This window comes from Stenotrophomonas sp. ZAC14D1_NAIMI4_1 (assembly GCF_003086775.1).
Classification (GTDB): Bacteria; Pseudomonadota; Gammaproteobacteria; order Xanthomonadales; family Xanthomonadaceae; genus Stenotrophomonas.
In genome coordinates this window covers 1,673,081-1,692,739 of the sequence record NZ_CP026001.1, presented here as the reverse complement: position 1 = coordinate 1,692,739, position 19,659 = coordinate 1,673,081, and the positions used below count along the sequence as shown (strand labels likewise).

Here is a 19,659-nt window from a genome sequence, read left to right as displayed (position 1 = left end):
CAGGAATGCGCGCTGCCGCAGCCGTTCGCGGACTATCGCTTCGTCAATGCCATGGGCGAAACCGTTTCGCCGGAGCGCGCCAGCGAGGCACGCGTCGCCCACGTCGAGCGCGTCTGCACTGCCGCGCAGGGCAAGGACAGCGCCGCAGCCGTTCGCGGACTATCGCTTCGTCAATGCCATGGGCGAAACCGTTTCGCCGGAGCGCGCCAGCGAGGCACGCGTCGCCCACGTCGAGCGCGTCTGCACTGCCGCGCAGGGCAAGGACAGCGCGCTGGCCGCGCTGTGCCCGGACTGCCGCAGCAAGGCCGAGGAGCGCGTGCGCCAGTGCCGCACGGACAAGGGCCTGGTCCGCAGCGAACGACCGGTGCGGATGTGCAGCATGATCCAGTTCTGAGGGGCGGACGCCATGCAACAAAAAAGCCGACCCATCGGGCCGGCTTTCCTGTTTCCACCGCTTCACCGGCAATGCCGGGAGCCAGGTGGTGGGCGGTACAGGGTTCGAACCTGTGACCCCTACCATGTCAAGGTAGTGCTCTACCGCTGAGCTAACCGCCCATCTTGTTCCTGCCGCCCGAAGGCTGGCCTTGCTACGTAAAAACCCGGCGCCAGGGCCGGGCTTTTCAGGTCACGACAGCCCCTCTGGAAGGGACTTCGTGGTGGGCGGTACAGGGTTCGAACCTGTGACCCCTACCATGTCAAGGTAGTGCTCTACCGCTGAGCTAACCGCCCGTTTTGCTTCTGCATTTCCGCGATTGCGTCGGTGCAGGCCGCGTATATTACGGATGACGACGGGTAAGCGCAACACTTTTGTGAAGATTGCTGCGCTGCCGTGTTCAGCCGAGGCTGGCCTCCTTCAGCTGCCGGATCTGGTCACGCACGCGGGCGGCATCTTCGAACTCCAGGTCCTTGGCGTGCTGGTACATCTGCTGCTCCAGCGCCTTGAGCCGGGTGGCCAGCTGGGCCGGCGACATCGACCGGTAATCGGCCGCATCCTCGGCCACCGCCCTGCCCTTGCCCTTGCCCTTGCGGGACTCCTTCTCGGCCGCATCCGAGCGCGCGCCTTCCAGCACGTCCACGATCGGCCGTGCCACCGAGCGCGGCACGATGCCGTGCTCCTCGTTGTACTCCACCTGCTTGGCACGGCGGCGGTCGGTCTCGTCGATCGCTGCCTGCATCGAGCGGGTGATCTTGTCCGCGTACAGGATGGCCTTGCCGCGCACATTTCGCGCAGCGCGGCCGATGGTCTGGATGAGCGAGCCGGTGGAGCGCAGGAAGCCCTCCTTGTCCGCATCCAGGATCGCCACCAGCGAGACCTCGGGCATGTCCAGGCCCTCGCGCAGCAGGTTGATGCCCACCAGCACGTCGAACTTGCCCAGGCGCAGGTCGCGGATGATCTCCACGCGCTCGACCGTATCCACGTCCGAGTGCAGGTAGCGCACGCGGATGCCATGTTCGGTGAGGTACTCGGTCAGGTTCTCGGCCATGCGCTTGGTCAGCGTGGTGACCAGCACGCGGTCACCGGCCTTGATGCGCTCGTTGGCCTCGCTCATCAGGTCATCGACCTGGGTACCGACCGGGCGGATCTCGACCACCGGGTCGATCAGGCCGGTCGGGCGCACCACCAGTTCGGTGATGTCCTCGCCGGTTTCCCGATACTCGTACGGCCCGGGTGTGGCAGACACGTAGATCGCACGCGGGCAGCGCGCTTCCCACTCCTCGAAGCGCAGCGGACGATTGTCCAGCGCCGACGGCAGGCGGAAACCGAACTCGACCAGGGTCTCCTTGCGCGAGCGGTCGCCCTTGAACATCGCGCCGATCTGCGGAATGGTCACGTGCGATTCGTCGATGACCAGCAGCGCGTCCGGCGGCAGGTAATCGAACAGGGTCGGTGGTGGCTCGCCGGCGTTCTTGCCGGTCAGGTGCCGCGAGTAGTTCTCGATGCCGTTGCAGAATCCAACCTCGGCCATCATCTCGATGTCGAACTGGGTGCGCTGGGCCAGGCGCTGCGCCTCGACCAGCTTGTTTTCCGCGTACAGCTGCTCCAGGCGCTCCTTCAGCTCCACCTTGATGGTCTCCACTGCGGCCAGCACGCGCTCGCGCGTGGTGGCGTAGTGGGTCTTCGGGTAGACGGTGAAGCGCTGCATGTTGCGGATCGTCTCGCCGGTGAGCGGATCGAACATGGTGATCTTCTCGACCTCGCCATCGAACAGTTCGATGCGCAGGGCTTCGCTGTCCGATTCTGCCGGGAACACGTCGATCACCTCGCCACGCACGCGGAACGTACCGCGCTGCAGCTCGTACTCGTTGCGCGTGTACTGCAGCTGGGTCAGGTGGTTGATCAGGTCGCGCTGCTCGATGCGCTCGCCCTTGGACAGGATCAGGCGCAGCGACAGGTAGTCCTCCGGCGCACCCAGGCCGTAGATGGCCGACACGGTGGCCACCACGATCGCATCCGGACGCGACAGCAGCGTCTTGGTCGCCGCCAGGCGCATCTGCTCGATGTGCTCGTTGATCGAACTGTCCTTCTCGATGAAGGTGTCCGACGACGGCACGTAGGCTTCGGGCTGGTAGTAGTCGTAATAGCTGACGAAGTACTCCACCGCGTTGTGCGGGAAGAACGCCTTGAACTCACCGTACAGCTGCGCCGCCAGCGTCTTGTTCGGCGCCATGATCAGCGTCGGCTTCTGCACGTTCTGGATGACGTTGGCGATGGTGTAGGTCTTGCCCGAACCGGTCACGCCCAGCAGCGTCTGCTTGGCGATGCCCGCTTCGAAATTATCGGTCAGCTTCGCGATGGCGTTGGGCTGGTCGCCCGCCGGTGAATACGGCGAGACGAGTTGAAAACTGTCGCTCATGGTATTGCCAGGTCCCGGGAATGATGATTATAGCGGCCGGTTTGGTGACGGCCGGTTGAGGAACCCCCCTGCCCCGCACTGCGCGCGATGCTGATGGCGGGCATGGCAGGCGGAGGTTCAGGCTGAAGCAATGAAGCCCTGCCGCTCCCTGCATTGCCCGCCCCGCCCTGCGTCCGGCTTCCAGCTGTTGGAACTGCTGCTGGTGGTGCTGCTGCTCGCGGTCCTGCTCGCTGTCGTCTGGGGCCCGTGGCAGCGCCTTGCGGCGCGGCTGCGCGCCGATACCCTGCGCGCCGAACTCACCGCCAGCCTGGCGCTTGCGCGCAGCACGGCCATCACCCAGCGCAGGCGGGTGACGGTCTGCGGCTCGCTGGATGGCATGACCTGCAACCCGCAGTGGAGCCATGGCTGGCTGGTACGCACGGAGGATGCCCCGTGGGCTTCGGCCGCGCCGGGCAAGGTGGTGCATGTCCGCGAGCGGCAGCCGGATCGCGTCCACGTCCAATCCAGCCAGTACCGTCCGCACGTGCAGTTTCTTCCGGACGGGCGCAACGCGGGAACCAACCAGTCCCTGGTGCTGTGCGTGGACGGGCGTGAGCACAGCCGCGTGGTCGTCAACGTGACCGGCCGGGTGCGCAGCGAGCGCGCCGGATCACCTGCGGAGTGCTGAACCCGCGGCCGGCCTGCAACGAAAAAAGCCGCGATTTCTCGCGGCTTTTTCGAATCTGGCGCCCGAAGTTGGACTCGAACCAACGACCCCCTGATTAACAGTCAAGTGCTCTAACCGGCTGAGCTATTCGGGCGGGGAGGCGCATTCTAGACGGTCAACGCAGGGGATGCAACACCTTCATTTCACCAGCAGCCGGCCACCTTGCTGGCGATGGGCGTTTTCACGTTGGCCTGGTTGACCGTCAGGGTGCCGCACTTGTCCTTCGCCTGGGTGCCCTGCGGCGTGGCCGTCAGGGTGAACGCACTTTGCGAGGTGCCACTGATCGTCACCGTGTAGTACGCCGTGCCGCCTTCGCGCGGCGACTGGGTGCTGGTCGTGGTGTTGCTGAAACGGAACGCGGTGTAGGTGTTGTTCACCGTGTGCGACCGCTCGGCCATCTGCGCGTACTCCACCAGATCGGCCTTGGCCTGCGCCCGGCGTGACTTCCGCACCTGCTCGGTATAGGACGGGTACGCCACTGCCGCCAGGATGGAGATCACCACGAGGACGACCATCAGCTCGATCAGGGTGAAGCCACGTGACCGCAGGTGCGGGGCGCGTGCGCGGGCGATCACCTGCGTCAGGCTTGAAGACATCAGGACTCTCCGTTACTGGATCTGCCGCCAGGATTGGCGACCGCAGGGATAGGGAATGTACATCGGCGCAGCGCCAGCCACGTTCACGACCATCCAGCAGCCCGCCGTGCCAGGTACCGCAGGCGCAGCGGTGCCATCGTTGGGATTGATCGGTGACTGCAGGCGCGGCACGACCGAGACGCCAACATCCTTCACCGGCGCGGTACCACCCGTATCCAGCGGAATGCCGGCGGTACTGGCCGCCATCGCCTTGCCCGAGATCGCGCCATAGCGCACGCCGGCCAGCGCGCCCACACCGGTACGCGGGTTCAGGCCGAACAGCCAGTTGGTGCCGGAGGTGCTGCAGCCCGTGGCCTGCGTCAGGGGCGCGTAGGTGGGCATGAACAGGATGCCCGATGCCAGCTCCGGGTAGCCGACGAACCGCTCGCCGGCCGGCAGGTCGATGGACCAGCCACGCAAGGTCGTGGGACGGTTACCCGCCGTGAGCGTCCGCGACACGGTGCCATCGGAGGCGGTGATGGTGCTGACCGTGAACGGCGCAAGCGAGGTGCGGGTCAGCGTCGTGGTGATCACGCCACTGGATGTGTCGTTGAACCCGTACAGGCTCTGCACCTGGGAGTTGGATGCCGGCGTGGTGTCGTCGTAGAACGAGAAGCTGCCGGTACCGAGCATCACCAGCACGCCGCCGTTCTCGCCGGATGAGACCTGCAGGCCACCGGTGATCGGCTGCCGATAGGTGGAACCGGATTCAACGTAGGTCCCGGTGGTGAATGCCGGCACGGTAACCGACGTCGCCGTCGAGGTGAGGTCGAATTTCCACACCGCACCCTTCAGGTCGGCGGCATAGACCGTATCGGCGAACCCATCGCGGACGGGCAGCGGCTTGCCCTGGGCGTCGAGCGTTCCGTTGTTGAACCGGTCGACCACGACGATGTTGCCCAGGCCATTGCGGCCGGTGATGACCGGATTGCTGGCCGCCTCGACCGCCTCGATCATGCGCACGCTGCCAGTGCCGATGTCGACCACGAACAGCACGGCCTTGCCGCTGGAGCTAGAGTAACCGTTGCCGAAGACCGCCTTCCAGCTGACTGCGCCAGCGGATGTGCGCACCGGCACGATCACCGGCTTGCCCAGGACGTAACCGATGTTCGCCTTGACGGTGTCATCGCTGCTGAAGTCGTTGATCTCCCACAGGCGGTTGGTGGCGGTGAAGCTGTCGGGCGAGGTCACATCGAGTGCGAACACGCCACGACCACCCGCGCCGGTGGTACCTACCAGGGTGGTGTGCCATGCGCTGCTGTAGTACGTATCACCGACGGCCAGCGGACCATCGACGAAATACTTGTGGACGAAGGTCTGCGCGTTGTCCCGCGGATCGTACGGAAGCAGCAGGTTGCCCATGTGCTGGTACGACGTGGCCGGGATGTAGGCGAAAGTCTCGCGCCCGCCGTTGCCGCCGACCGTGCCCGCACCGTTCATGCCGCCGTCGAAGGCGTGCAGCATGCCGTCGTTGGCGCCTGCATAGACCATGTACCGCTTGTCGGTCCGCTTGGTATTCAGGTACGCGGTATAGCTGGTGTTGTAGGGCTCACCGAGAGCGCGGTAGCCGAAATCGTCGATCGGCGAACTGATGACGGGCGTGGAATTGATGATGTCGCCCAGGGTCGTCGTGCGGTCGCGCAGCTTGCCGCCGTTGCGGACCTCACCCGAGGTTTCACCCAGGAGGTACTTGGCTGCACTGTCGGCCGTGGCGCCGAGCCCCGTCAGGCGCGACTCGGTGCACAGCGACTGCTGCGGGTAGAGGGTATTGGAAAGGCCGCACAGGCCCGCCAGGGAAATGGTCGTGCCACCAAACTTCTTCACCGTGCCGGCGTCGTCGAAGTAGACGTTGCGCGCCGTCGCGGCAGGCAGCTGCGTGCTGGCTTCCCAGATCGGGGTGAAGACCGCGCTGCGGGCGGCATCCACCGTCACCCTGCTCGCCGTCAGCTTGCTGGACCAGTCGGTACCGTTGTTCTTCACGTCGTAGTGCGGAGACACCGTCAGCGAGCCGGTGCCGATGCGTGCGCCGGTCAGTGCGAAGGTGCCCGAGGGCGAGCCACCCGCACTCACCGCTTCCAGCACGCGCCGCATGGCCAGCGTCACGTCATTGGGGGTCTTGGCATTGATGAACTCGCCACGGGTGTTGACGGCAGCGTGCCACAGCTCATCGATGACGCGGCCGTCGTCGCCCTGCAGCGGATCCCCATTGGCATTCCAGTTCGGCGGATTGGCATAGGGATCGTCGGTGGCGGCGGTATTGACGTCGTAGATCAGGCCCTCGGCGCCCAGCGTCACGCCGTAGAAATTCATGTGCAGGTCTTTCTGGCAGTCGAGACGCTTCCAGTCCGGGGTGCTCTTGTTGAGCGTCGCGCACTGGTCCGGAACCGGCACCAGCCCCTGGGCGAAGCCCGTATCCTGACGCAGCGGGGTATTGCTGCCGGCGTAGTAGCTGGCCGCGATGTCGGCAATGGTGCCGCTGTACTGGTCAGCGAACGGCAGCGTCGGCAGCAGCGTGCTGCCTGTCGAGTCGGCATTGCCGTAGCCATCGGCCGAATTGCCGACATTGGTATAGCCATCGGTGAACAGCATGCCGCCGTTCTTCTGGCATGCACGCAGCACCGGCGCACCCGTGCCCGTACGCTTGAACTGCTCACCGAGGTACGCGACAGCCTGTCGGTTGGGCGTACCACCGTTCGGCTTGAGGCCGTAGATCTGGGTGAACAACGACGCACGCTGGGTGGCGACGTCGTACATCGTCACGTCGGTGCGGTTGTTGATGGTGAAGTAACCGACGCGCATGTTCTCCACCCCGCCCATGGCGTGCGAGGAGGAACCGACCATCGCCAGGATGCGGTTGCGGTGGTACTGGAACCAGTTGGCGTAGTTGCGGATCGCGTCGGCGTAACCGCTGTCGTAGTTGCTCGAGCGGATTTCATACCGGCGCATGTCGCAGCCGGGGCCACAGGCGTTGGCGATCACCGGCCGGTTGGTGTCCGCGGTCTTGTAGCCGGCCGGAGCCGGACTGGCGGAGGGGAGGTAGAAGGTGGCCGGGAAGTAGCGGATGGCAACCTGGCAGTCCGCCTGGATGGTGAAGTTGGCCGGCATCTCCACGAACAGACCGAGGGTCGAGAACAGGCCGTCGTTGTTGGAGACATCCACGCGACCCACGCGGCGGGTGGTGTTGCACACCTCGGACGAAGTTGCATAGAACGTCCCCTTGGGGATGACCATGCCCTTCAGGAAGCCGAATGTTTCGGTGTTGACCGCGCGGCCATTGGCCGCTTCCAGGTTGTAGGTCACGTTGTAGGCAGTGCTGAACGAAGTGCCATACGTGCTGCTGCGCGGATCGGCACGCGCCGCCGTGGTGCTGGCAGGCGCCCACAGGTTGGTGGTGGAGGTGTCGGTGGTCGGCAGGCGCCAGGGATCATAGGTGACCGCCGGATTGAAGTAGCCGGCGTTGTAGGTCGGCGAACGTGCGAAGCCGAACACATCCAGCGGCGGGATGGCACGACCCGGCGAGTAGGAGCTGTTGAAGCCCGAATGCGGGAACAGGTAGACGAAGCAATCGGTGGAGGCATTGGCGCAGCCTTCACCCACGTTGTAGAACTGGCCCGCAGAGCTGAAGAAACTGCTGCCGGTCCACTGCATGCGCCCGTCGCCGCCACGGAAGATGCGCTCGAACGTCATCGAGTTCGAGTCGTCCACCGCCATGATGAAGGCCGGCTGCACCGACGCGGTATTGTTCAGCGGCGCCTGCGCCAGCGCGCCCTGTCCCTGGGCGGCGAAAATGTTGTAGACGAAATAGCCACCAACCGCGAGGACGGCCGTTGCGGCTGCAGCGATGAACCTGGAAGTGCGTCGGGACATGCCGGCGGGCCTCAGAGCTTGAAGACGGTATCGATCGCCGCGGTGGACGTGGGGTCCGTCACGGCATCGTTGGCGAAGGTGGTGATCTGGTAGACGGGCGTGACAGGGTCAAGCGGTTCACCCATGGCCAGCGAGCCGCCACCGATGATGCAGGCATCAATACGGCGGACATTCACCGATTCATGCGTCGCCGTGGTCTTGCCGCGCCCCCAGCCAACCGGATCGAAGGCCACGTCGCAGTTCTGCTGGATGTCGGTGCTCACCAGCGGCGCGCCGGTCGGTGCCGTCGTCCGGTTCGCAATGGCTTCGATGGCCTGCTCGCTGCGCCGGGTCATGCCTTCGGCATTCTGGAATGCAACGTTGGTGGCGTAGTAGTTGGACGCCATCCTTTCCTGCATGCCTGCCACCTGCATTCCGGCGATGCCGATCAGGGCCAGCAGGATCAGCATGATCAGCGAGACGTACAGCACCGCGCCACGCTGGCTGCGGGGCATCGGGCGCATTGTGCGCATAGGGGCGCGTGCGTGCATGGCTCAGTTCCCGAAAAGACGGTTGCGCAGGGCGATGGTGGATTCGTAGGTGGTCCGGTACCGCCCATCAGGGGTGGTGGCCGGAGCGAACGAGACGCCCAGCGCCGAGGGGTAGTTCAACGCCGCCGACGGGGCCGGGGCGGTTGTCGAAAGCGGGCTGCGGGCCAGGATGCCCACCTGCACCAGCCCGACCCGGCGCCACTGCGCCGCGCCTGTGGCATCGGCGTCGGACGTCACGCCCGTGGCCGTGACCTGGGTGCTGATGTGGCCCAGTGGCGGGGTCACGCTGGAAATGTTGGTGGTCTGGTCCAGGCCGTACAGCACCTGCAGGTTCTCGATGCCCTCGACCAGCTCCTCCGGGGCAGCATAGTCATTGCCGCCATCGGCCCGGGCCCGCATCAGCGCCGGCTCGCCCGTGGTCGCCGACGTGCCAACGAAATACACCACCGACTCGGCGCGGTAGATCATGGTCTGCCCACTGGGCTGGGTCACGTAGCGCCCCAGGTCGAGCCCGGTCACCTTGACGCTGCCGGCAGCATAGGTGCCCTTGAAAACATCCGCATGGCTGCAGTCGGCAACGCCGAACAGGAGAGGCGTGGCGACGCCATTCTCAGTCAGGCGGTTCCCCAGGGTCGAATCAAAGCCCACCGTGCTGTCCGAGCCCGTTGCAAGCGTGGCGACCGGCACGCCTTCCGGCGCAAGGTAGCGCAGCACCAGCACGTCACTGCCGGCCCGCGGGTTGAGCTTGGTGATCGACGCCGGCAGCTTCTCCGCGCCGCTCCAGGTACCGCCCAAGGTCAGGCTGGTGCCCGGCCCGGTCGAGGTCGCTTCATAGCCCTGCACGCTGACGCTGAAATCCAGGGGGTGGCCCGAGCCCGTCGCAGCGCCGGTACTGACCCGCGGATCGCCCTCTCCCTTGATGAAATGGGCCTGGTCGTTGACGCAACCGAAATGCCCGGCCATGCGGATGTCGCGCTGCAGGAACTCCAGCGCGAAGCGGCCGTTTTCCTGCGCGCGCGCATTGCCTTCGGCCAGCATCGAGGCCGTGCGCGAGGCCACGAAGACCTGGATGACGCCCAGCATCAGCACCAGGCCGATGACCATGGCCACCATCATTTCGATCAGCGACATGCCGGCGATCGCGCGCCGGAAGGGAATGGAGCGGCTCACAGTTGCGACTCCAGGGTGAAGGTGGTCTTGGTGTCGGGATTGCTTGCATCCCAACGCTGGTCACCCCAGCTGATACCCACGGTCACCCGGCCATTGTTGTTGAGCACGGTGGCACTTGCGCCCTCGCCCAGGGCCTGCACGACCTGGCACTGCCAGCGCGCGATGTTCTTGGCCACGGTGACGGCATCACCCGTCGGACGGCTGCACTGCGCGGTTTTCACCGAATCTGCCGCGAACGACGCGCTGGTGTACCAGCCGGACTGGTACCGGTTGCTGCGCATCTGGTCCAGCAGGTCGTACGCGAGGTTGGTGGCCTCGGTACGGTAGTTGGAGCTCTGCACGAAGCGCACGTTCATCGTCTGCAGCATGGCGAAGCCCAGCAGCCCGAAGCCCAGCACCAGGATGGCGATCAGCACTTCCAGCAGGCTGAAACCGGCCTGGCGCCGCGGGAAGGAAGGGAGACGACGGCTCATTGGCAGGCGGCCTTGGTGGAATTGATCTGGCCCGCCGCATTGACGGTCAGGGTACGGCGCAGCACCGCCTTGCCGCATTTGACGGGCTGCATGGTGACCGTCCGGCTGGGGGCGGCGACGAGGCGGCCGCGGTTGTCGAAGGCGATCTCGGCGGCGGGACCGCTGACGGTGACCGAATCGGAGGAGATCGCGACGAAGCGCAGGACGGTCTCGCCGGAGTCGAGGGTGCCATTGCCGTTCACGTCCGACCAGGCGAGCATCCCTGCGCTCCAGGTGCCATCGCAGCTGGAACCGTCGGAGCTGCCGCAGACCCCGCCCCCCCGCTTGTTGCGGACACCCTCGCTGCGTGCAAGCGACAGCAGGCCGGTGACCTCGTTGCCCGCCGAAGCGATGCGGTTGGAGCGGAGCGTGCTCTGGAAGCTTGGCAGCGCCATGGTGCCCAGGATGGCGACCACGGCAAGCGTGACCATCAACTCGACCAGCGTGAAGCCCTTGGACCGGCGTAGTGACATGGAACGCTCCCCAGCGTGTTGGTGGCCACGATGGCGCACCCGGCTGCCGCCGGCAAGCGGCGGCAGGATGAACGGTCAGAACGGGGCGACGGGCGTCAAAGCGTTGACACGCCGCGCCCTTCCGGAGGCCCTTGAGAAGGGCCGGAGCCCCGGAGGGGGGCCCCTCCTGGGGCGGCGTGGCGGGCCGCCCCGACCGGTCAGGCCAGCACCTGGTAGCAGGGCTGGTACTCGCCGGAGATCTTCATCCGGCGCTGCTCGACGAAGGCGCGCAGCAGCGCGTCCAGGGCCTGCATCATGTCCGCGTCGCCATGGATCTGGAACGGCCCGAACTCTTCGATGCGGCGCATGCCGTCTTCCTTCACGTTGCCGGCCACGATGCCGGAGAACGCCCGGCGCAGGTCGGCGGCCAGCGCATGCGGCGCTCGGCCATGGTGCAGGTCCAGCGCGGCCATCGCCTCGTGGGTCGGCACGAACGGCTGCTGGTACTCCCACGGGATCTCGATGGACCAGTTGAAGAAGAACGAATCCTTCTGCGCCAGGCGGTGCTCGCGCACCTGCTTGATGCCGCTGGCCATCTTGCGGGCGACCGCCACCGGGTCACCGATGATGATCTCGTAGCGCTCGGCCGCCGCGTCGCCCAGGGTCAGGCGGATGAACCGGTCGATCTGCTCGAAGTACGGCGCAGCCACGGTCGGGCCGGTCAGGATCAGCGGGAACGGCAGGTCCTTGTTTTCCTCGCGCAGCAGGATGCCGAGCAGGTACAGGATCTCTTCGGCGGTGCCGACGCCACCGGCGAACACGATGATGCCGTGGCCGATGCGGACGAAGGCCTCAAGGCGCTTCTCGATGTCCGGCATGATGACCAGGTGGTTGACGATCGGGTTCGGCGACTCGGCCGCGATGATGCCCGGCTCGGTCAGGCCGATGTAGCGGGTGACCGTCTTGCGCTGCTTGGCATGGGCGATGGTGGCGCCCTTCATCGGGCCCTTCATGGCGCCCGGGCCGCAGCCGGTGCAGATGTCCAGGCCACGCAGGCCCAGCTCGTAACCGACCTGCTTGGTGTACAGGTACTCGTCGCGGCCGATCGAGTGGCCGCCCCAGCAGACCACCAGGTTCGGATCGCCCGGGTTGAGGATGCGTGCGTTGCGCAGCAGGCCGAACACCGCGTTGGTGATGCCTTCCGAGGATTCCAGCTCGGCCGCGTAGGCCGGGCCCATCTCGATGGCCATGTAGGCCAGGTCGCGGACCACGGCGAACAGCAGTTCGGCCACGCCGCGGATGATCTCGCCATCGACGAAGGCCATCGCCGGGGCATTGACCAGGTCGATGCGCACGCCGCGATCCTGCTGCGCCACCTGGATGTCGAAATCAGGGTAGAGATCACGCGCCGCGCGCGGATCGTCCGAAGCACTGCCACTGGTCAGCACCGCCAGCGCACAGCGGCGCAGCAGTTCGTGCATGCCACCACCGGAGGCATCGCGCAGGCGCGCGACCTCGGCCCGCGACAGCACATCCAGCCCACCGCGCGGGTAGATCCGCGCATCCTGCACCGGCAGCGCGCGGGCTGCTTTTTCGTTCGTCGTCATATCCAACTTTTCGCTTCCTTCAAGGTTTCCGACTGTACTGCCGCCCCCTTAAAAAGCAAAACGGCCGGGAAACCCGACCGTTGGATATGTGCTGCCCGCGTTCGCCTTTCCGGGACCGCCAGGCGGCGTATTGCGCCGTGCACGAGAGCGGATGCTACGCCCCTGCCTGCACCGCTGCAAGGACTTTCGCCTGAACGGAAAACGGCCGGGTTTCCCCGGCCGTTTCCTTTTACCGCTTCAAGTACTGACGGATCAGAACTTGTACTTCAGGGTCAGCTGCATCGACCAGCGCGACACGCCGGTGTTGCCCTTGTCGTTGTTGTTTTCCTGGATCTGCGGGTTGTCCGTCGCACCGGTGAACGAGTACACGTACTTGCCGGTGGCCGGATCGATACCGCCGTAGTTGGCAACGCGGCGGGTCGAGTAGAAGCCGTAGTCGTCGATCAGGCCCCACTTCTTGTTGATCAGGTTGCCGACATTCATGATGTCCAGCGCGATCTCACCCTTGTGCTCCTTCATGAAGCCCGGGAATTCCTGGCTGATGCGGACGTCGAAGGAGTTGATCCACTTGGCGCGGTGCTCGTTCGCCGGGACCACGCTGCCACGATAGGCGTCGAGTTCCGGGGTCTTTGCCAGCCAGTCGAAGAAGCTCTTCTCCATGGCCGCATCCTGCACGAAGCGACCGCCGACCACGCTGCCGAACAGCACGTCACCCGGGCCGCTGGGCACGTAGAACAGGTCGTTGGTGGCTGCACCGTCGCCGTTGGCATCGTTGTAGAAGATGTAGCTGTACGGACGGCCCGAGCGACCTTCGTAGAACAGGCCGACGCGGGTGGCGTTGTCACCGAAGAAGTTGTGCTTCCACTCCAGGGTGCCGGTGATGCGGTCCTTGATCGCGTAGCGAGAGTTGTAATCAACGTTCTCGTTGGCGTTGAAGATCAGCGTATTGTTCCAGTTCGAGGTGTTCTGCGAGCTGGACAGCGGGCTGACTTCCTTGGACTGGGTGTAGGTGTAACCCAGCGACCAGCCCCAGTTCTCGGTCAGCGGCTTGGCCAGCGAGAAGGTAGCCTGGCTGCCACGACCCTTGTCGGTGTTGCGCAGGACCAGCACATCGCCCATGTCGCTCGGGCGGTTGGCACGATCAACTGCACCGCTGGTGCCGGTGGTGATGCCGAAGTTCTGGCCATTGCTCATGCGGCCATTGTTCGGGTTGCGGCCCGCAGCGTTCCAGTAGATCGCACGGCCATCCGGGCCGACCGCGGTCTGCGTGCCGACGTCCAGGCGGTCGAAGTAGATGCCGTCCTTGACCTTGGTCAGCAGCAGTTCCGCCGAAGCCACGATGCCGTACCACGGCAGCTCGTGGTCGAACGCCAGGTTGGCCTTCCACACCGACGGCAGGCGGGTGCCCGGCGCGATGATGTCCACGTTCTGACGGGCCGAAGCCGGGCCACCGGCCGGGATGTACGGATTGTTGCCATCCGGGGTGAACGAACCGACCGGCGGGTTGCGCTCGTCGTACTCGACGTAGTTCAGGCCGGTGTTCTGGTAGGCACCTGCCAGCCACACGTTCGGGGCAGCGCCGCCGAACAGGCCCACGCCGCCGCGCAGCTGGGTCGGACGCTCGCTGTCGAAGGTGTAGTTGAAGCCGACACGCGGCTGCACCAGTTCCTTGTCGACCAGCTTGGTGTTGTTGAAGCCGTACAGCTGCTCGATGCGCGGGTTGTACAGGCGCTGGGTGCTGAAGTCAGGCATGTCGACGCGGACGCCGAACATCAGGCTCAGGTTGTAGTTGATCGCCCAGGTATCCTGCACGAACACGCCGGTGTTCTTCAGGGTGAAGTCAGCCGGGATGTCAGCGCGGGTGCCATCGGCACGCGGGGTACGCAGCTGGTAGCGCGAGGCGTTGCCGGCCAGGAAGTCGTTGACGCTGTTGAATTCGTACACGCCGTTGAGGTTACGGCCGTAGAAGTTCATCAGGTCGTTCTTCGAGTAATCGAAGCCGAACTTGACGGTGTGGTCGCCGACATACCAGGTACCGGCACCGAACGCGCTCAGTTCCTTCGACTCGACGATGTTGACGTGGGTGTTCTGCTCGGTACCCACGTACAGCGAGTCATTGCCCGAACGGATACGGATCTGCGGCATGTCGACCAGCGGAACGCGGTTGGCCGAGTAATCCTTGTGCGAGACCTTGAATTCGGTCGAGAAGTTGTCCGACCAGTCGCTGAACAGTTCGCCCATCCAGGTTTCGTATTCGGTCGGCTGCTGGTACCAGAAGTTGCTCAGCGAGATGGCGCTGCTGCTGACCTGCGGGAAGCGAACGACGTTCTGCTCCATCTTGTTGTAGCGCAGGGCCGCACGGTGGTTCTCGTTGATGTTCCAGTCCAGCTTGACCGCGTACTCTTCGATCTCGGTCTTGCTGTTCGGCGCCGACAGGGTGCCCGGGTCATAGCCCAGATTGCCCAGATAGTTCTGGACATCGGTGATCTGCTGCTGGGTGATGGTGCCACGGCCGATCGGGGTGTCGCTCAGGCTGATGCCGGCGGCCGAACGCTCGTACTTTTCATAGTTGGTGAAGAAGAACAGCTTGTCCTTGACGATCGGGCCGCCGAAGGTCATGCCGTAGGTCTTCTCGTCTTCGAAGCCGTTGAAGTCCTGCGTGTCACCTTCCAGGCGCGAGCGGACCATGTCCTTGTCGCGGTAGGAACCGTAGACGGTGCCGTGGAATTCATTGGTACCCGACTTGGTCACGGCATTGATCACCGCACCGGTGCCGCCAGCGATGGTCGTGTCGTAGTTGGCCAGGTCGATGTTGATTTCCTGGATGGCGTCCATCGACACCGGCTGACGCTCGGTCGGCAGGTTGTTGGAGCCCAGGCCGAACGGATCGGAGGCGCTGATGCCGTCGATGCGGATGGCGTTGTAACGGGTGTTCTGGCCACCGGCCGAGATCGCGCCGTCAGCCTTGCTGACCTGCGAGATGCGCGGGTCCAGACGGACGTAGTCCTGGATGTTGCGGTTGGCCGACGGCAGCGCGTCCATCGTTTCGCGGGTGACGTTGGTGCCGGTACCCATCTTGGTGGCGCTGAAGATGTCCAGGCCGCCACCGGTGGCGACGACATTGACGGCGTCCAGGTTGGTGGCAGCTACATCGCCAGCCAGGTTGGCGTTGACGGTGTTGACCTGGTTCAGGTTCAGGAAGACACCTTCTTCGGTCTTGGTGCCTTCACCCGGCTTGTTGATGGTGATGGTGTACGGACCACCCACGCGCAGACCGCGCGCGTTGTAACGACCCGACGCATCGGTGGTGGCACGCGAAACGGTGCCCGACTCGGTGTGGGTGATGGTGACTTCAGCACCGGCCACAGGCTGGCCTGCAGCGGACACGACCTGGCCGCCGACACCGGCGGAGGTGCTCTGGGCGAAGGCGGGAGCGGCAGCAAGTGCAGCCACGAGACCAAGGGTAAGCTTGGACATCCGGAGTGGGTGGGTCATTTTTCGGTAGCCTCGATGCGAGTTGGCGATGGCGGAAAAAAAGCGCATCCAACCAGCCTTGCGGGCGGCTGACTGGACATTTATCTGGGGTTCCCTACCGTGAACGGCAGCTGCCGCAACGGTTAACACTAGATTAACACGCTACGCCTTCATTGTGACGGTTGTGCGACAAACGGCACGGGATCGCAACGAGTTCGTGACGGAACCTTCATTCCGTCTTATCGTCCGCCTAACGCGCGTCAGTAGTGTGACTGGCGTCAAGTACCTGCCCGCGCCAAGCGGCACCGCCGGCGGAAAGCAGCGCAACGGCCGCTGCGGCGGCCTTTTCCGGGCCTTGGGCGGCCGGATCCTGGTCAACTGAATAGGCACGGGCGCGCAGGGCGGTACGCAGCGGGCCCGGATACAGGCCGCTGACCCGGACCGAGGTGCGGCCCAGTTCATCATGCAGGCTGGCGATCAGCCCGCGCAGCCCGTGCTGGGCTACGCCGTAGCCGCCCCAGTAGGCCTGCCCCACCCTTTCAGGCGCGTCGACGGCGAACACCAGGGCCGCGTCGTCCTGCCGTTTCAGCAACGGCAGGCAGGCCTGGGCCAGCCACGCCGGGGCGGTCAGGGTGACGTGCACGGCGCGGGCGAAACTGGCCGGGTCGGCCAGCTCGAAGGGGGTCAGGCCGGGGAAATGCGCGGCACAGACCAGCAGGCCATCCAGCCGCCCCAGCTCGCGCTGCAGGGCCTGGGCCAGTTCGGCATAGTCATCGGGGCCTGCGCCTTCCAGGTCCAGCGGATACAGCAGGGGCTCGGGGCCCACGGCCTGCACCTGGGCATAGACCCGGTCCAGTCGCCGCGGCTTGCGGCCCATCAGCACCACGGTGGCCCCGGCTTCGGCGGCCGCTACGGCTGCGGCACTGCCCAGCCCGCCACCGGCACCGGCGATGAGCACTACGCGGTCCTGCAACGGACGGCCATCGAGCGCCGCATCGGTCGCCGACGTCGATGGCCAGGCACTCATCCCTGCGTGGCCTCTTCGACGATGCGCTTGAGCTCGCCGGCTTCGAACAGCTCCATGACGATGTCGCAGCCGCCGATCAACTCCCCGTTGATGAACAGCTGCGGGAACGTCGGCAGGTTGGAGAAGCGCGGCAGGTTGGCGCGGATCTCCGGTTCCTCCAGCACGTTGACCGTACGCAGGGCGACGGCACCGGCAGCCATCAACGCCTGCACGGCACGGCTGGAAAAGCCGCACATCGGGTATTGCGGGGTGCCCTTCATGAACAGCACGAGCGGGTAACGATCCACCTCGGCCTGGATTTGCTGCATTACCGCCACACCTCACTCCTTGCTTCGCCGGACAAACCGACCGCAGTGGTCGGCTAGACTGCCCACGGTAGCCGCCATTGTAAGCCGATGGAACCGGCTGCCGCCGTCCCCTGGCCACGAACCTGTCCATGCCCGTCGAATTGCCTGCCCTGCCCTACCTTCCCGGCTCCCTGCAGCCGCACCTGTCCGCGCTGACCGTGGAGCTGCACCACGGCCGCCACCATCGCGCCTATGTGGATGCGGTCAATGCCGCCATCGTCGGCACGGAATGGGAAGAAGCGACATTGGAGGACATCGTCCGCCAGGCCCAGGGCAAGCTGTTCGATGCGGCCGCGCAGGCCTGGAACCACAGCTTCTACTGGCAATGCCTGCGCCCGCGTGGCGGCGGCGAGCCGCAGGGCCGGCTGGGCGAACTGGTCAAGCGCCAGTTTGGCGACGGCCAGCGCCTGCGCGAGGAGTTCAACCGCGCGGCGCTGGGCCTGTTCGGTTCCGGCTGGGTCTGGCTGGTGCAGCACCCCGGCGGCCAGCTCGGCATCCAGGCGACCCGCAACGCGGGCACGCCGCTGACCGGCGACAGCACGCCACTGCTGTGCTGTGACGTGTGGGAACACGCTTACTACACCGACCACCAGAATGAGCGCGCGCGCTATCTGGAAGCGTTCTGGCAACTGGTCAACTGGGAATTCGCGGAGAGCCAGCTTCGCTGAGGCGGCTGCCGGCATTGCGGGCCGCCGGGCATGGCCCGGCGCTACCGTAGATGCCCACCTTGGTGGGCGTTGCCGGCCAGCGGCCGGCACTACCGGGGGTGCGTGCCGCCGGGTATCCCGGCGCCGGCATTACCGGGATCAGCCGTTGCGCAACGCGTGCACGGCCGGGGCCACCTGGTCCTGGCGGTCCAGCTCCAGGCCGACCTGCAGCAGTGCATCGGCCAGCGCGTTGGCATCATCGTCGCGCAGGGTCGCATGACCCACCTTGCGGCCATCGCGCGGCTGCTTGCCGTAGTCGTGCCAGTGGCCGCTGGCCTGGCCCAGCACCGGTGCCGCATCGGGCATGGCGCCCAGCCAGTTCAGCATGCAGGCATGGCCGAGCATGCGGGTGCTGCCCAGGGGCAGGCCCAGCACGGCGCGCAGGTGGTTTTCGAACTGCGAGGTCTCGCTGCCTTCGATGGTCCAGTGGCCGGAGTTGTGCACGCGTGGCGCCATCTCGTTGGCCAGCAGCTCGCCATCGCGGCAGAACAGCTCCAGCGCGAACACGCCCACATAGCCCAGATGCTCGGCCACGCGGCGCGCATAACCAATCGCCGCTTCATGCTCGGCGTCGGACAGCACGGCCGGGGCCACGCTAGCCGAGAGCACGCCATCGACATGCCAGTTGCCGGTAACCGGCCAGGCCTGGAAGCTGCCGTCGCGGCCGCGCACGGCGACCACGCTGACTTCGCGCTCGAAGGCGACGAAACCCTCCAGTATCAGGCCGGTGCGCTCAACCTGGGCACCCAGCGCGTCCCATGCCGCGTCGATGTCGGCCTCGCTGCGCAGGCGGAACTGGCCCTTGCCGTCGTAGCCCAGGCGGCGGGTCTTGAGGATGCACGGCAGGCCGAATTCGGCGGCCTTGGCAGCCAGCTCATCGCGGCTGCGGATGTCGGCGAAGGCCGGCAGCGGAATCCCCAGCTGCTGGAACAGCGTCTTCTCGCTCAACCGGTCCTGCGCAACGGCGAGCGCCGACGGCGGCGGATAGACCGGCACCTGTCCGGCCAGCCACTGCGCACTGTCGGCAGGCACGTTCTCGAAATCGAAGGTGACCACGTCGACCTTGGCGGCGAACGCCGCCAGTGCCTCGCGGTCATCGAAGGCGGCCACGGTGAGCGGCGCCAGCGGGCCGCTGCAGGCGTCGGCCGCCGGGTCGTACAGCTCGAAGCGCATCCCCAGCGGTGCACCCGCCAGTACCATCATGCGGGCGAGCTGGCCGCCGCCCAGGATGCCGACGGTCAGGCTCATTGGCGCGGGTCGTCGTGGGCCATGACATCTTCGGTCTGGCGCGTGCGGAACGCTTCCAGCGCCTGGCCGATGGCCGGCTGGTCGCTGGCCAGCATCGCCGCAGCGAACAGCGCTGCATTGGATGCGCCGGCATTGCCGATGGCGAAGGTGGCGACCGGGATGCCGGCCGGCATCTGCACGATCGACAGCAGCGAATCCATGCCGTTGAGGGCCTTGGACTGCACCGGCACGCCCAGCACCGGCACGGCGGTCTTGGCGGCGATCATGCCCGGCAGGTGCGCAGCCCCGCCGGCACCGGCGATGATCGCGCGCAGGCCGCGCGGGCCCGCTTCTTCTGCGTAGCTGAACAACACGTCCGGGGTGCGGTGGGCGGAGACCACCTTCACTTCGAACGGAACACCCAGGGCTTCAAGCTTCTGGGCGGCGTGCTGCATGGTTTCCCAGTCGGAGCGGGAACCCATGACGATGCCGACAAGCGGCGCGATCGGGTTGGGGGTCATTGGCCGTCACCTGCCTTAAAGA

General features: G+C 65.8%; 16 protein-coding genes and 3 tRNA genes. 3 read left to right on the top strand and 16 right to left on the bottom strand.

The window, feature by feature from the left end:
- The first annotated feature begins 178 nt into the window (after positions 1 to 178).
- Entirely contained in the window at positions 179 to 394 is a 216-nt protein-coding gene (locus C1927_RS07790) for a hypothetical protein (protein WP_108746351.1), read from the top strand.
- A gap of 86 nt (positions 395 to 480) precedes the next feature.
- On the opposite strand, the gene C1927_RS07785 is transcribed toward C1927_RS07790, so the two are convergent.
- The 3 genes from C1927_RS07785 to uvrB all read right to left on the bottom strand — a co-directional run bounded on the left by C1927_RS07785 (position 481) and on the right by uvrB (position 2,855).
- Positions 481 to 555 (bottom strand) — tRNA-Val (locus C1927_RS07785).
- Between the two features lie 99 nt (positions 556 to 654).
- Positions 655 to 729: transfer RNA gene (locus C1927_RS07780), tRNA-Val, on the bottom strand.
- A 104-nt stretch (positions 730 to 833) separates the two neighbouring features.
- Positions 834 to 2,855, bottom strand: coding sequence for an excinuclease ABC subunit UvrB (gene uvrB / locus C1927_RS07775; RefSeq protein WP_079221371.1), 2,022 nt, complete (start codon positions 2,853 to 2,855; stop codon positions 834 to 836).
- 130 nt (positions 2,856 to 2,985) lie between these two features.
- Here uvrB and C1927_RS07770 point away from each other — a divergent pair, with 130 nt between their 5' ends.
- A complete protein-coding gene (locus C1927_RS07770) occupies positions 2,986 to 3,522 on the top strand; it encodes a GspH/FimT family protein (RefSeq protein WP_079221370.1) in 537 nt (178 codons plus the stop codon).
- A 56-nt stretch (positions 3,523 to 3,578) separates the two neighbouring features.
- Here the strand turns inward: C1927_RS07770 and C1927_RS07765 are convergent.
- The 11 genes from C1927_RS07765 to grxD form a co-directional block, all read right to left on the bottom strand.
- Positions 3,579 to 3,655, bottom strand: a tRNA-Asn gene (locus tag C1927_RS07765).
- 49 nt (positions 3,656 to 3,704) lie between these two features.
- Positions 3,705 to 4,157: a type IV pilin protein gene (locus tag C1927_RS07760; RefSeq protein WP_079221369.1), complete on the bottom strand. Its 453-nt coding sequence runs from the start codon at positions 4,155 to 4,157 to the stop codon at positions 3,705 to 3,707.
- 12 nt (positions 4,158 to 4,169) lie between these two features.
- Positions 4,170 to 8,063, bottom strand: a complete 3,894-nt coding sequence (locus C1927_RS07755) for a PilC/PilY family type IV pilus protein (RefSeq protein WP_079221368.1) — start codon at positions 8,061 to 8,063, stop codon at positions 4,170 to 4,172.
- An 11-nt stretch (positions 8,064 to 8,074) separates the two neighbouring features.
- Positions 8,075 to 8,593, bottom strand: a complete 519-nt coding sequence (locus C1927_RS07750; protein ID WP_079221367.1) for a PilX N-terminal domain-containing pilus assembly protein — start codon at positions 8,591 to 8,593, stop codon at positions 8,075 to 8,077.
- A 3-nt stretch (positions 8,594 to 8,596) separates the two neighbouring features.
- A complete protein-coding gene (locus C1927_RS07745) occupies positions 8,597 to 9,763 on the bottom strand; it encodes a PilW family protein (protein ID WP_079221366.1) in 1,167 nt (388 codons plus the stop codon).
- Positions 9,760 to 10,236 carry a type IV pilus modification protein PilV gene (gene pilV / locus C1927_RS07740; protein ID WP_079221365.1) on the bottom strand — a complete coding sequence of 159 codons (477 nt, stop codon included), beginning with the start codon at positions 10,234 to 10,236 and terminating at the stop codon, positions 9,760 to 9,762. Before pilV ends, C1927_RS07745 begins: the two co-directional genes overlap by 4 nt.
- Positions 10,233 to 10,748, bottom strand: a complete 516-nt coding sequence (locus C1927_RS07735) for a Tfp pilus assembly protein FimT/FimU (protein WP_079221364.1) — start codon at positions 10,746 to 10,748, stop codon at positions 10,233 to 10,235. The genes pilV and C1927_RS07735 overlap by 4 nt, the downstream gene beginning before the upstream one ends.
- Before the next feature lie 197 nt (positions 10,749 to 10,945).
- Positions 10,946 to 12,334, bottom strand: coding sequence for a nucleotide 5'-monophosphate nucleosidase PpnN (ppnN, locus tag C1927_RS07730; protein ID WP_079221363.1), 1,389 nt, complete (start codon positions 12,332 to 12,334; stop codon positions 10,946 to 10,948).
- Positions 12,335 to 12,586: 252 nt separating this feature from the next.
- Complete coding sequence (locus C1927_RS07725; RefSeq protein ID WP_108746349.1) at positions 12,587 to 15,829, bottom strand: TonB-dependent receptor; 3,243 nt, start codon at positions 15,827 to 15,829, stop codon at positions 12,587 to 12,589.
- A 229-nt stretch (positions 15,830 to 16,058) separates the two neighbouring features.
- Positions 16,059 to 16,835 (bottom strand): SDR family NAD(P)-dependent oxidoreductase, encoded by a 777-nt coding sequence (locus C1927_RS07720; protein WP_108746348.1) that lies wholly within the window; start codon positions 16,833 to 16,835, stop codon positions 16,059 to 16,061.
- A complete protein-coding gene (grxD, locus tag C1927_RS07715; RefSeq protein ID WP_079221360.1) occupies positions 16,832 to 17,152 on the bottom strand; it encodes a Grx4 family monothiol glutaredoxin in 321 nt (106 codons plus the stop codon). The genes C1927_RS07720 and grxD overlap by 4 nt, the downstream gene beginning before the upstream one ends.
- A gap of 119 nt (positions 17,153 to 17,271) precedes the next feature.
- Here grxD and C1927_RS07710 point away from each other — a divergent pair, with 119 nt between their 5' ends.
- Positions 17,272 to 17,850 (top strand): superoxide dismutase, encoded by a 579-nt coding sequence (locus tag C1927_RS07710; protein ID WP_108746347.1) that lies wholly within the window; start codon positions 17,272 to 17,274, stop codon positions 17,848 to 17,850.
- Positions 17,851 to 17,988: 138 nt separating this feature from the next.
- Here the strand turns inward: C1927_RS07710 and C1927_RS07705 are convergent, their stop codons facing one another.
- Both C1927_RS07705 and purE read right to left on the bottom strand, forming a co-directional pair.
- A complete protein-coding gene (locus C1927_RS07705) occupies positions 17,989 to 19,137 on the bottom strand; it encodes a 5-(carboxyamino)imidazole ribonucleotide synthase (RefSeq protein WP_108746346.1) in 1,149 nt (382 codons plus the stop codon).
- Positions 19,134 to 19,637, bottom strand: coding sequence for a 5-(carboxyamino)imidazole ribonucleotide mutase (purE, locus tag C1927_RS07700; protein WP_079221357.1), 504 nt, complete (start codon positions 19,635 to 19,637; stop codon positions 19,134 to 19,136). The genes C1927_RS07705 and purE overlap by 4 nt, the downstream gene beginning before the upstream one ends.
- Positions 19,638 to 19,659 lie beyond the last annotated feature (22 nt).

Excerpts from the sequence above, each read along its gene's own strand:
- C1927_RS07760 (WP_079221369.1), bottom strand. The coding sequence starts at position 4,157 with ATGTCTTCAAGCCTGACGCAGGTGATCGCCCGCGCACGCGCCCCGCAC.
- C1927_RS07720 (WP_108746348.1), bottom strand. The coding sequence starts at position 16,835 with ATGAGTGCCTGGCCATCGACGTCGGCGACCGATGCGGCGCTCGATGGC.
- C1927_RS07710 (WP_108746347.1), top strand. The coding sequence starts at position 17,272 with ATGCCCGTCGAATTGCCTGCCCTGCCCTACCTTCCCGGCTCCCTGCAG.
- C1927_RS07770 (WP_079221370.1), top strand. The coding sequence starts at position 2,986 with ATGAAGCCCTGCCGCTCCCTGCATTGCCCGCCCCGCCCTGCGTCCGGC.
- ppnN (WP_079221363.1), bottom strand. The coding sequence starts at position 12,334 with ATGACGACGAACGAAAAAGCAGCCCGCGCGCTGCCGGTGCAGGATGCG.
- C1927_RS07750 (WP_079221367.1), bottom strand. The coding sequence starts at position 8,593 with ATGCACGCACGCGCCCCTATGCGCACAATGCGCCCGATGCCCCGCAGC.
- pilV (WP_079221365.1), bottom strand. The coding sequence starts at position 10,236 with ATGAGCCGTCGTCTCCCTTCCTTCCCGCGGCGCCAGGCCGGTTTCAGC.
- C1927_RS07790 (WP_108746351.1), top strand. The coding sequence starts at position 179 with ATGGGCGAAACCGTTTCGCCGGAGCGCGCCAGCGAGGCACGCGTCGCC.
- C1927_RS07735 (WP_079221364.1), bottom strand. The coding sequence starts at position 10,748 with ATGTCACTACGCCGGTCCAAGGGCTTCACGCTGGTCGAGTTGATGGTC.
- C1927_RS07725 (WP_108746349.1), bottom strand. The coding sequence starts at position 15,829 with ATGACCCACCCACTCCGGATGTCCAAGCTTACCCTTGGTCTCGTGGCT.
- purE (WP_079221357.1), bottom strand. The coding sequence starts at position 19,637 with ATGACCCCCAACCCGATCGCGCCGCTTGTCGGCATCGTCATGGGTTCC.
- C1927_RS07705 (WP_108746346.1), bottom strand. The coding sequence starts at position 19,137 with ATGAGCCTGACCGTCGGCATCCTGGGCGGCGGCCAGCTCGCCCGCATG.
- uvrB (WP_079221371.1), bottom strand. The coding sequence starts at position 2,855 with ATGAGCGACAGTTTTCAACTCGTCTCGCCGTATTCACCGGCGGGCGAC.
- C1927_RS07755 (WP_079221368.1), bottom strand. The coding sequence starts at position 8,063 with ATGTCCCGACGCACTTCCAGGTTCATCGCTGCAGCCGCAACGGCCGTC.